At 38.5% G+C, this 12,440-nt stretch carries 13 protein-coding genes; all 13 read right to left on the bottom strand.

What is annotated here, in order from left to right; genetic code table 11:
• Positions 1-15: 15 nt before the first annotated feature.
• A complete protein-coding gene (locus tag LS684_RS02165) occupies positions 16-2,217 on the bottom strand; it encodes a transglutaminase TgpA family protein (RefSeq protein WP_233809508.1) in 2,202 nt (733 codons plus the stop codon).
• Positions 2,217-3,428: a DUF58 domain-containing protein gene (locus LS684_RS02160; protein WP_233809506.1), complete on the bottom strand. Its 1,212-nt coding sequence runs from the start codon at positions 3,426-3,428 to the stop codon at positions 2,217-2,219. The genes LS684_RS02165 and LS684_RS02160 overlap by 1 nt, the downstream gene beginning before the upstream one ends.
• Before the next feature lies 1 nt (position 3,429).
• Positions 3,430-4,386: an AAA family ATPase gene (locus LS684_RS02155; RefSeq protein WP_233809504.1), complete on the bottom strand. Its 957-nt coding sequence runs from the start codon at positions 4,384-4,386 to the stop codon at positions 3,430-3,432.
• A 659-nt stretch (positions 4,387-5,045) separates the two neighbouring features.
• Entirely contained in the window at positions 5,046-5,741 is a 696-nt protein-coding gene (locus tag LS684_RS02150; RefSeq protein ID WP_233809502.1) for a TadE/TadG family type IV pilus assembly protein, read from the bottom strand.
• Positions 5,738-6,130, bottom strand: a complete 393-nt coding sequence (locus LS684_RS02145) for a pilus assembly protein (protein ID WP_233809500.1) — start codon at positions 6,128-6,130, stop codon at positions 5,738-5,740. Before LS684_RS02145 ends, LS684_RS02150 begins: the two co-directional genes overlap by 4 nt.
• Positions 6,131-6,135: 5 nt before the next feature.
• Positions 6,136-6,576: a hypothetical protein gene (locus LS684_RS02140; RefSeq protein WP_233809499.1), complete on the bottom strand. Its 441-nt coding sequence runs from the start codon at positions 6,574-6,576 to the stop codon at positions 6,136-6,138.
• Positions 6,577-6,590: 14 nt separating this feature from the next.
• Positions 6,591-7,232, bottom strand: a complete 642-nt coding sequence (locus LS684_RS02135; RefSeq protein ID WP_233809497.1) for a hypothetical protein — start codon at positions 7,230-7,232, stop codon at positions 6,591-6,593.
• The gene (locus LS684_RS02130) at positions 7,225-7,590 is read right to left on the bottom strand and encodes a hypothetical protein (RefSeq protein WP_233809495.1); all 366 of its coding nucleotides are present in this window, start codon (positions 7,588-7,590) and stop codon (positions 7,225-7,227) included. Before LS684_RS02130 ends, LS684_RS02135 begins: the two co-directional genes overlap by 8 nt.
• Before the next feature lie 21 nt (positions 7,591-7,611).
• A complete protein-coding gene (locus LS684_RS02125) occupies positions 7,612-8,181 on the bottom strand; it encodes a hypothetical protein (protein WP_233809493.1) in 570 nt (189 codons plus the stop codon).
• A gap of 18 nt (positions 8,182-8,199) precedes the next feature.
• Positions 8,200-9,837: a hypothetical protein gene (locus LS684_RS02120; RefSeq protein WP_233809491.1), complete on the bottom strand. Its 1,638-nt coding sequence runs from the start codon at positions 9,835-9,837 to the stop codon at positions 8,200-8,202.
• 17 nt (positions 9,838-9,854) lie between these two features.
• On the bottom strand, positions 9,855-11,234 hold the full coding sequence (locus LS684_RS02115) for a vWA domain-containing protein (RefSeq protein WP_233809489.1): 1,380 nt from the start codon (positions 11,232-11,234) through the stop codon (positions 9,855-9,857).
• Between the two features lie 40 nt (positions 11,235-11,274).
• A complete protein-coding gene (locus LS684_RS02110) occupies positions 11,275-11,481 on the bottom strand; it encodes a hypothetical protein (RefSeq protein WP_233809487.1) in 207 nt (68 codons plus the stop codon).
• Between the two features lie 24 nt (positions 11,482-11,505).
• On the bottom strand, positions 11,506-12,438 hold the full coding sequence (locus tag LS684_RS02105; protein ID WP_233809485.1) for a type II secretion system F family protein: 933 nt from the start codon (positions 12,436-12,438) through the stop codon (positions 11,506-11,508).
• Positions 12,439-12,440 lie beyond the last annotated feature (2 nt).

Genomic DNA, 12,440 nt, shown 5'->3' with positions numbered 1-12,440 from the left:
ATGTCGGATTTATGGTCAAGCTATTGTCCTTTTTATTAAATTTTCCCACAATTCTTTTGTGTCGTTCCAAGTCCCTTCTTGAAGCTGTCCTTTGTATAAATATCTCTCGTAGGCAGCTGTTAATTTCCCCATTTCCTTTGATGAGAAGAACTTGTCTACATATTGCGCGTAGTCTCTTAAGGTTTGATCGTCCTTTCTTCTTAACCCAAACCACTCGAGCTGTTTTAACAGATACAAATATGCTTTAACAAAATGATCGTCCTTCTGTTTATTCTTAAAGAAGAATATTAAGACGTATGGAACCCAGCTAGATCTTTTTTGATATAAGATAAAACTCGCCAAAGAAATACTTAGCAAGATAAGCACGAGCCATTTCCACGATTTAACAATAAATTGTTTAATCGATTTCCACATTGTTTGAAATGAGATAGTCTCATCAGACTGGGCTGGGATTTCTGTCTCTTCCCTTAAATCTTGCTCTGGTTTCTCTTCTGGTTGAGTCTGTTCGCTAGTAGAATCACTGGCTGTATCATAGTTAATCAGCACATTATTTGAGAAGCCTTGAGTTGGTTCAAACGCTACCCAACCAATACTAGGGAAATATACCTCTACCCAAGAGTGAGCATTATTATTAGTAATTTCATATACCTTTTTACCCGAATCAGCTAGCTGCTTATATTCTCCTTCTGTGTAACCCTTAACCCACCGAGAAGGAATCCCAACTGACCTAAGAAGGACAACCATCGAGGTGGAGAAATTATCACAATAACCGCGCTTAGAGTCGAATAAAAACTGATCTACATAATCATCTTCCTCACCTGGTACAGCTACATTCTGTTGATCGTACGAATAATCATTCCGGTTGAAATAGTTCTCAATTTCTTTTGCTTGATCATACCAATTATCCTTATCTTTCGTAATTTCAAGTGCGAGCTCACTAACTCTATCTGGAAGCTCCGCTGGCAATTGGGTATACCGTCTTATAAAATCAGCACTTAAGCTTAGGTCGCCACTCAAAGCTGATTTTAGAGCTGATACATTATATTTTGGCACATCATAAACAACTGAGTATTCATCAAGTGCAATAAGAGATGTATGATCAAGTGTGAAGGAGTAGATCTTTTCTTTCATCGGATCCAATTCAAATGAAGTTCCAATAGGTGCTTCTATTTGCTTTACACCATTCGGATACACCACATGCTGATAGTTTTTGTAAGTATAGATTTTACTGTATTCCTCTACATACTCAATTTCTTCTTGATTCCTAACCGTTTCAAGCGGAACAGGCATTCCTTCTGCGAATTGAATTTTATCAGCTCTGCCTGATTCGATCCAGCCTTTACCTGTGTAGACATCCTTTGTTTCCACCTTCCAATACTGCCTAGACTCCACCTCTGTTCGATAAACGACCTGGTCATTTCCAACGAACGGTCCTCCTAAGCTGGAATCATCCGTACCGTACCCAACCATCTGAGTCGTGCTACCTCCATCCCCTCCACTGTCTTTATTAAAAGACTTAATAAAAGGAACAGGATCTGGCCAGATGGGATCTGCCTTTGGTGCACTAACTCCCACCACAACGCTGAGGCCAATCATGACAGCTAATGGCACCATCCACTTACGGGAAGAAGCGAATTCTTGTTTCAGTCGTTCTTGTTCAATGATGCGATAGAAAGTCAGCATCCCCATAACAGCAAACCCTATAGCTACAGTCCTTATTATTGCTACATCTGCTTCATATGGGGTAAAGGTATCCAATACAGTAATATAAATTAACGTCATAAAGAAAAAGAGAAAGATCTTCCGCCTATTAATTAGCCAATATTCCATTAAGTAGGTCATAAGCCATAATAGGATAAAAAAGAGAAAACTTCGAAATAGGTTGCTAATACTTTCCCATTCTTGAGCAAAAATGAGTCCAATACTTTCTTGAAAATTAGCGACCAAAAGAGATATCCAACTCAATTGAAAAAAAGATCCTTCGAAATACAAATAATGTAGCGCGTATAAGATAAATAGACTCTTTAGAAACATCCGCAAAATTGCGTGAACCTTAAGAAAAAACAACAACAAAGATCCGCTTAAAAAAATCAGAAAGACCCCGATATAGGATGTATCTGTTAAAAGTTCTACCGGTCGCAACCATTCCCACAGCAGAAAAAAGCTAAATACATAAAGGAATAGGGTGGGCAAATCTCTTGTTCTTTTCTGTTCCATTAACTCACCTCCGAAAAGGCATCCGAAAAATGTCCTTTGTTCACCATCACCACTTTAATCCCACGGGCACTTGCTGATGATTTTAATGCAATCTCTTCAGGTGAAACAGCTTCCTTTTCATTTTTAATAAGGAATAGTATTACAGAGCCTTTACGTTGGGAGAAGTAGCTTAATTTTTCAATGAGTCCCTTCGTCATATCAGCCGATATGATGATGATGGAAGCATTTTGCTGAATAAGAAGTCTTTCTGCTTCAATCATTTTTTCCAGCTTAAATGTACCTTGATGTTTCACCTTGGCTAGGTGAAAGAAAAGCTGCAGCTGCTGTGCTTCTCCCCCTCGAATTGGGAAGGATGCTCGCTCAAGTCCAGTTGACATCAATCCCACTTGAGCCCCTTTTTTCAATATCCCTCTGACAATTGAAGCCGTAAATGAGACTACCGTCTCAAATCGTTTATTCTCAAAACCATCCATAATTATTTGTACATCATGAGATTGTCTCTGTTCAAATTCTTTCGTCATAATATCATTACGCTTCGCTGTGGCTTTCCAATTGATCCATGAGAAGCGATCCCCAGGCTGATACTCCCGTAGGCCGATTGCCATGGTTGTATCCCTCTGCACTCTCTCTCTTGATGCTGTCATTCCTTGATCATATTGATTTTGGAACGGTCGATAAATAAGCTCTTCATACGCAGGATACACGATGATTTTATTTTCAAATAGAAGAAGAGTTTCCTTCTCAATCAAACCTAGTGGATCTCCTACCTTTAACCTTACCTTTTCAAAGCTATGCTCCCCCCTTGGCAGGTCCGCTAACTGATATTGAAATGAAACAACCTTGTGAAAGGCAGGAAACAAGAATGCTTTCGGCTTTTTCACACGTTTAGATAAGGCGAGGGATTCATGCAAACAATCTTCTACTACTAAGAAAAATAAAGGGAAGGATGACGAACGTTCAATAAGGATATCAACTCCGACCCCTTCACCTGCATTAAATTCAGCTTTTCCTATAATACGAGTGGCCTTGAACCCTTTTAGAGAATAGAAAGCTAGTGCCAATGCATACAAGGCAAACGGAAGAAAGCTATAAAATAAAAACCAGCTTACAAAGCCTCCTTGAAACATTGCATAGGAGAAGGTAATCAAAATTAAGACGAACAAAACGATTAGCTTCCATACCCCTTTCATCAGTTGAAAAAAGCGTTTCATCTTATCTCACGACCTTTTGAACAGGAACAGGTACTCTCGAAAGCACACGTTTAATAATTTCCTCTGAAGTGATTCCTTCGAACTTAGCTTCTGACTTCAAAATAATTCGGTGAGCTAAAACATATGGAGCTAAATATTGAATATCATCTGGAATGACATAGTCCCTGCCATACATAAAGGCATATGCTTGAGCCGCCTTCATTAATGAAATGGATCCACGTGGGCTTGCCCCTAAGTACACACTGCTAAAAGAACGAGTACGACTAGAAATATCTACAATATAGCGCTTTATCGTATCGTCAACAGTTACTTCCTTCATTTGTTGCTGCAAATGACGTAATTCTTCTAGATCAACAACAGCCTCAAGCTCCTCAATAGGCGGTATCCTTTGAGCTCGTTTCAACACTTCCATCTCTTCTTCTATCTCCGGATAACCCATTTTCATTTTCAATAAAAAACGATCGAGCTGTGCCTCTGGCAATGGATATGTGCCTTCGTATTCGATTGGATTCTGTGTAGCCATAACAAAGAAGGGTTTCTCCAAGATGTGGGTAACTCCATCAATCGTTACACTACTTTCTTCCATTCCTTCTAATAAAGCTGATTGGGTTTTTGGTGAAGTTCGATTAATTTCATCAGCGAGAATAATATTTCCCATAATTGGTCCTGGGCGGAATTGGAACTCCATTTCCTTAGGGTTGTAGATCGACACTCCCGTTACATCCGAAGGCAAGAGATCCGGTGTAAATTGAATCCGTCTAAATTTTGCACTAACCGACTTTGCTAATGCTCTCACCATCATCGTTTTCCCAACACCTGGAACATCTTCAAGCAGAACATGTCCACCTGCTAATAACGCAACCAGACTTAACTCCGCAACATCCCTTTTCCCAATCATCACTTGCTCAATATTTAGTAAAATCCTCTCAATGGTTGGATTCATATCATCTCGTAGCATAGGTTCCTCCTAATATTATGTATTTACTTTCTATTCTGTGATTTCCACGCATTTACACTATTCGCTGTTTCTTATTAAAATCCTGTCAATTAAGAACAGCTTTATAATGCCACAGGATTTTTCACACTCCAAAAAGAGGCTGGTATATAACGAAATGACTCTTTCTCTAAGACGAACAATGACTTTATTAAAATAGTTAGGTTGTAATAACAAGTTGGATCCATTGCGCTTTGATGTCTCAACCTTTCCTCTATTTCCCTTAATAGTCGAGTGTATTCCGCTCCATTCTTTTTAACAAGTTGTTTTCCGAACAAACAAAAATACCCGAACTAGTAAAAGGAGATAACTCCTGATAGTTCGGATAGATCATTGACTGAATTACTTTTGTCCCAGCCTCTCTCCTATATTCACATTGATGAACCTATATTTGTTCGGACGTTGACACTTGTATTATTTCTTTTGGCAACCAGTAACGGTAATCGATTTAGACTCTGATTCCTCGATTTCCTGTTTTCTGTCCGAACTACACTCCTCTTCTGACTCCCATTCCTCCATTTGCCGTTTTTCTGTCCGAACTACATTTCACTTCGGACTCTGCAGTCTCCTTCTCTCACTTTCTTGTCCGCACCAATGACTATATCGTCATACATATATACTAGCTATGGTGTTGGAAGCACAATCGTCCCTGTATATACAGCCTCTAGGTAGCTGAGCTTTGGTCCATATCCTTTTTGGGGAATGTCACTAATAAATTTTGAGATGAATTTATTGTCAGTTATAGATTCAAATCTAACTGTTGACTTAACCTCTATTCGCCATTCTGAAGTGGAGAGAACCGGTTCTGTATCTTCCGTTCTCCCTTGATTGTTTGCAATCACATCTAATACAGCAGGTGAATAGATGTACTTAGCATCTGAGCTTGATAATCCAAGGTTAGATCTCATTTCTTTTTTTAAGAATGGATGAGCATGAATATGATTAGGGAGGATTTTATTGACTGCTTTTATATACGCGTCAGCTTCATCCATGCCACTATTGAGATATTCATTCTTCTTCTCTTCTATTAACTGTCCTACACTCTTTCCAAGAGAAGCGGCTCTTTGTGATGCCCGGTCTGCTATATACAAAGGATCTAACGTTTCCTTTTCATCAAAGTCCTCTACAGCTTTCTTCGTTCGCTCAATTATTGCAGCCGTTCCTGCCAAGGCAGCTTGATCAACCGACAGGCTCGCATGCTCTTTGACGATATAGACCTTCACGATATTTATACTTATAAGGAAAACCATCGTGAAGATTCCTAGTAACCATAGGAGGAAAATAGCTGCATTTCCTTTTTCATTCCTTAAATAACTCATGGTGTATTTAGCACCTTTCCATACACCTCTTGTTCAAATTCGATTGTTGAGAAATCTCTCCACTTTTCAGGAATGAACTCAATTCTATGGTTTGTGTATAATACTAACTTAAACTTTCCAGTAGCGGAGGAGTATTCAGGGATTTTCAAATCCTTATATTCTAATACAGGGCTAGATCCGATTGAATCTTTTGCTGCCTCAATCGCCTTCCACTCATCATTTGTTGTCGCGTATACCTTCGCAGCATCGTTCACAGCTGTTTTTGCAGTAAACACGGCATACCCTGTCCCTACTACCTGCCATAAAAGGAGGAAGAATAGAAAGAAAAATGGTAAGATCCCGAGGAATTCAATACTTATTGCTCCTCGTTCATTGTTTAACTTTCTCAATCAGATCACCTCGAAACTTCTAGGGGGGTTTGCTCTCTATGAAAATCTAATCGATTAATTTTGTATTGAAGATACCAAATATGAAAGAATAGAAGTAACCAAAAGTTAAACTCTTCTCCCACGCCATCTTCAATCACTTCCTTTGCTCTAAATACAGAAAAATACATGATTCCTAGCCCAAAAGAAGTAAGAATTAAATCAATGCTGTCAAAAATGGATTTACCATAATCGGTTAAGAAAGCAAAACCTAACAAGTTATAGAATAATAAAAACAAATAAACAATAAATAGAGCATTAAGTGCCGTAAAATTTATTTGATTCTGATTCCATTCATTAAAAGCTTTTTTTCGAGCAATAAACCAATAGGGAATGTATAAGCCTAAAGTTAGATTACTCAAGAGTACAACAAGAAAAACATTCGTTTTTTTAAACGAAACTACGTTCATATCATCACCTAGTTTTAAAGTTCTTGATATTTCTCAGTAAGATAAAAATAGATTAATGGAAATAAGAATAAATTAATGAGGATTCTTAAAACTGAATAAGTGATCATCGTAAGCTCAAAGACCGCCACTCCATTAATAAACACAGCCCATATTAAAACATGAACCGATACCCATAAGAGAATATCCGAATGGATTGTGATAAAGTGACTCCGATAAAATTTCAGCGCTCTCACAACCTCCTGTTTCATCGAATAGGTAGTATCCTTATAAAACGGTAAGAAAAAGGCAAATGTTAATGCCATTAAGCCTGGTAAGATAAAGAGCATTGTCCCCAAATAGGAAATAATGAAGACAAGGATTCCAGCAAATAAGATAAAACCAAATGATTTCAAAAATGCCTGAAACATCTCTAGTATGCTAAAATCCTCATTGATTTTGAGATGATGATAGAGGAGCATAAACGGCTTTTGTGTAACAATAAACATCAAAATATGAATATAGAGGATTAGAACCGTTTCAATACTTCCTAAATCGAGAGAGCTAGTATAAAATATCCATCCATAAAAAAATACTTCTAGAGGTAATACTAGGATCAATGTAAATCCAATAATTTTTAATAATCCTTGATTATAAAAATATAGAACTTCCTTAAACATGACGATTCATTCCCATTCTCGAAACCCACCGCTTGTAACCGAAAGCTCCAATTATTGAAATGCTAGCTCCACTAAGCAATGAATAAAAAACTATATCTGGATTCACAAACATATTCATTCCTATGACAAATAAAGAAAAAAACAAATTGATTACAACTAATACCAAAGATGTCATATAAGAGAGAAAGATCGGATATTCTTTACTCACTATTGCAGAAATAATTCCATTCATTGTATAAGTAACCATAAAGATGATGATTGATAGAATTAACACATCTTCTATAAATATAAGCCCAATAAAACTAACAAGGAGCATCGTAAGGATAGATATCCCAAGCGTTGTAAGCATTGCCCTCATCTTCAACATCCTTTATTCACTTTATTTAAATTTCGTAAAGACACCAATAGAACTTTGTGCAAGTACACCTAACCAGTAAGAAAACATCAATAGAAGAAATGAAAAATACGACATTGTTGCATTGTGTCCAAAGAACGAAGAGAAAATCTCCGCTGCCTTAAAATATCCACCACCACCTGCAAGAACAATGAAGACAGCAATTCCATAGTAAACAAATGTATATCTCCGTAGCTCATCACGTTTACCAAGAACAATATCTTTCATAACTATATTGAATTTCGTCGTTATTGCTAGAACAACTACGTATAAAACGAGAATTAAAATTTGAAGGATCGGATATTCTGCATATAATTTAAACCCTGGCAATCCAAAAAAGATCGATAAAAGTAGCAACGAGAAATACCCCGCGTATCCTCTTAATTTATCCGACCTATTTTTTCCTGTTAGATCCAAATAGAAAGCGAATAAAAACGCAGGGATTAGAAGAATCATTGTTAACCAAAGGTATGCAAAAGAAAAATATGGGACAGGGAGCATGAGCGCCCCAAATATAATGGGCCCTATCATCAAAGGTGTTGTTTGTCTAGTCATCTCTATATACTCCCTTCCCTATCCAAATACTCCAGTTATCCTACCTTTTACACCGTTAAATACTTTATTAACGCCTTTTTCTACCCACTTTTTAAACCGTTTCCCTCTCTTTGTCTCTAACAATAAGGAAATTCCTATTCCGGCAGCCGCCCCTACGATTGTTCCAACCCCAGGAACAACAGATCCATAAGCAGCGCCTACCCCAGCCGCAGCTGCCCAGCCAATTCCTGCACTAATTGCTGCACTTCCAGTTCCAAACATCGCATCAGTCGTTAAGCCTGCAGCAAGGTCAGTTTTTGAAAATGCTTGAGAAGGATTCTTTTGAAACTCAGCAATTCTAGTACCTGCTGAAATTAAGACATTACTAAGTCCATTCCCTTTAGCCAGTTTGCTTAATTTAAAGAACTCTTTATTCACTAACCCAGTTTTCCAGTTAGATAGTTTTAGTGGATTCTTCAACCCTGTCCAGTTCTCAGATAACTCTTTTCCTGCTTTACCAACTACATTCTTAAAGCTCAAATTTTGGTCAAAAAAAGCGTTGAATTTCTTCGCCTTAACCTCAGAACCTGAACGTAAGTTTCGGTTCCCACTTCCGTCTCCCCTGAGAATCAACTTACTTTCATTAAAACTTTCTAAATATGTCTTATACCTATTATTTAACCATAGACTTACAGGATTTGACGGATTATTAATTAACTTGTCTTTACCCATAATCTTATAAAGATTTTTATTCCCCGTTGCTGTATTTAAGTCCGTGATTTTAAAACCCGCTGCAATTGACAATACTCCATCAAGCATTTCTCCAAATTTTTTCGGGTAAGTATTCAACACCTTTTTATATTGTTTAATTGTGGACACAGCTCGCTCAAGCCCCGATTGAGAGGAATCTTGATTGCCGGTTAATGGTGTTCCCTCAGTAGTTCCTTCTCCTCCATTCATGGTTTCGCCATTACCAGTTCCTTCTCCTCCTCTAATGGTGTCGCCACCTTTCGCTCCTGATCCACCATCTATCGTTGTTCCATTTCCAGTCGCTTCTCCTTCAGTTGTTCCTTCTCCGCCGTTAAGGGCTTCTCCACTCTTCGTGCCCTCCCCTCCATTTACTGCTTCTCCTTCAGCTCCTCCTTTTCCACCATTAAGGGCTTCTCCGCCTTTCGCACCTTGCCCGCCATTCGCAGCTTCTCCTCCAGCTGCTCCTTTTCCACCGTCAAGGGCTTCTCCACCTTTCGTTCCTTGCCCTCCATTCACGGCTTCTCCGCTAGTTGTTGCCTTTCCACCTGTGAGAACCCTCCCACCTTGCATAGCAGCACCCGTATCTATTCCTTTTAGCTGCCAATAGAGTGAGCTTGGGGGTGCTGGTGGGGCATTAGGAATAATGAATGCGCCTAATACAAGCGGTGAGCCAGGAAGGAGGGGTTTCCCAGAAATAGGATTCTTTTGCCCTGGCTTATACGTTTCTCCCGGCTTATAGACCTCGCCAGGGATGATAAATGTTCCTCCAGTTATCGCTTTACCCGGTGCGAAACTATCTCCGGGCTTGATTGCTTGACCTGGCTTAATGAACTCACCGGCATAAGTTATCACCGGTAGGAAATTAATAAATAACAAAATGGCAATAAGAAAAATGGCGATTACACGCCTTAATGCTCGTTCACACAAAGACTAACTCACCTCGCTTATTGAGTGTTTTGCTCGTATTTATCTTCTAATGTTTTGATGGCTTCTTGATAGCTCTTATTATTTAAGCTTTCAAGTTCTAACTTGAATTTCTCGATTTCTGAATGAATCCAATCATGATATTCCTTGTTTTTCTGTTCTAGGTATTTAGCAGATTCTTTATCTAGCTTTCCGTTTTCCTTAAAAACAAAGATAATCGAATCTATATCTGATCTTTCGAAAGTAGCATTATAATTCTCCCCTGTGATGTAACTAAAGATGTCAATGCTATTATTTATGTGCTTGCTTTCTAGCTTAGTAGTGCTCTTTTGTTTCCAATCTTCCCATGACTCCGCGAGCTCCTGAATTTTCATTAGCTCACTCTTCAGTTCACTTTCATCATTGACCTTCTGATAAATTCCCTGTGTTGCATCAGCAATTTTTATCAATTCGTTTTGTCCTTTTGCATCCACATCAAAGCCAATTACATTGATAATCGGTGAGATATTCGAGTTATACAGCTGTTTAGCAGCCTCTACAGGTTGATCTTCACAAGTGGATACGCCATCACTAACCAGATACACTATATTTGTATGATTCTTCCCATCAAAGCTAGCTAAGTCCTTTTGGGCTTCCTTCAGGCCAAGCCCTGTTGGCGTCCAACCTACTGGTGTAATTTTACTTAGCGAACTTTTTAGATCTCCTTCAGCTTTCGTTGCGAACGGATGCATTAACTCTGTACTGCTGCATGATATCCCTTTATCACGATCGGCGTTACTTCCTTTATGGCCAAATACTCTTAGTCCTACCCTCGCTTCATCAGGCAAGCCATTCACAAAATCTAGAATGGCATTTTTAGCGGCATCCATTTTGGTTTTTCCCCCGATGGATTGAGCCATACTTCCTGATGCATCTAAGACGATTTCAACATTCAAGTTTTCCTTGAATTGATATCGTGAATCTACCATCTCTGGATCTCCTAACGATTGAAAACGCATTTCTCTTATCAAGTTTTCAGGGCCTTTAAATTCCTTTTGTACTTTTCGTAACAGCTCTCGGTAAAAGTAGTCTAGCTCCTGATTTGATGGATTTGACGACACATCTGGTAGATCTTCGAAAGCCTTTAGTGTCTCTTCATGCTCTTTATCAAACGTGTTAAATCCATCTAGTTCTCCTACTGGAAGGCTTGCGAGTTCTTGATAGCTCGTTGGAAGCGCAACCTCACCCTCTTCTTCCTCTTGCTTTTCTTCATTTGTATTTTCTCCAGGAGCATTTGTCTCTACAGCATTCTCTTCTTTTTTCTGAGTTTCTTGGTCATTTTTATTAGAGGTTTCTTGAGAGCATGCTGTAAATACGGTAAGTACCCATATGAGTAAAATCAATCTAGAGATTCGCTTCATTCATAAACCTTCCTTTTACTTAAAATAGAATTAGAGTATATTAACCTACCATTCCAGATATCTTCTGTATGATATTACCGATAATTTTCCCAATTCCATCCTTTTGACCATCTACAGCCGTCGAAATGATTCCAAGCACCAATATTAATAGCGCAGCTAACCCCAACCATTCTAACGATTGTGCTCCTCTTTCATTTCTCACAGGCTGCATTACTTTAATCCAAGCTTTGATCATTAAATTTTTCATGTGAACCTCTCCCTTATTTATGTTTTATTTAAATACATTAAATAGATCTTTATTGTCATTGAATATGTTAATAGCCATAAGCCCTCCAATTAGGATAAGTGCAGTTGGCATAACGATAAATGTAGTAATTAAGGTAACTTTAGGCGATGCTTTGGCTGCTTGTTCCTTAATTTTCTCTTTTTTGATTTTCCTCATTTCTTCCGCCTGGTTTTTAAACGTTTTGGAGATAGGGACTCCAAGCCTTTCCCCTTGAATGAGTGATTTAATAAGGAGTTGGAATTCATTACTATCGTTACGGTCTAGTAGACCTTGATAGGCATCGGCTCTAGGCACACCTACATCTGTCTCTTGAATAAAACGGCCAAATTCATCCTTTACCGGTCCTTCGAAATAAGGTACGATATCGCGTAAAGCTTGATCTAGCCCTACACCGGCCTGTAATGTGACGCTCATCGTATCTAGAAAGTCTGGAAGCTGGAACGAGAGCTCATCTTGACGCTGTTTTGCCTTCCGATTTAACCAAAGAAGTGTTCCCATATACCCTAAGACTGGATAGATGATGACAGCCACTTCGGCAAAAGGAAGTCTTACTACAAGTGATAACCCTCCAACAATCGCTCCAGTAATCAATAGGAAGATCTTCAACCCTTGGAACCTCTCTAGCGTAAGCTGATAAGGGTATCCTGCTTGCATCAATTTCCTTTTTACATCCGCATTTTCACTAAAGAAATTGATACGCTGCCCTATGGAAGAGAAATCGTCAGCATACTGGAGCATTTTCGAAACGATTTTCTCTCTTCTCGTAATCTTTTTTTCGAAAAAATTGTACACATACGTTTTTTCTTTGATTGATTCCTTCAATTTGTCCTTTGACAGAAGGTATTTATAATAACTCCTTAAAGATAGGGCAAAGAATAGCAGACAAAGACAAATGACTATCACTATTATTCCATCCATGT

Source organism: Cytobacillus spongiae (assembly GCF_021390075.1).
This window is presented reverse-complemented; position numbering and strand designations above follow the sequence as displayed.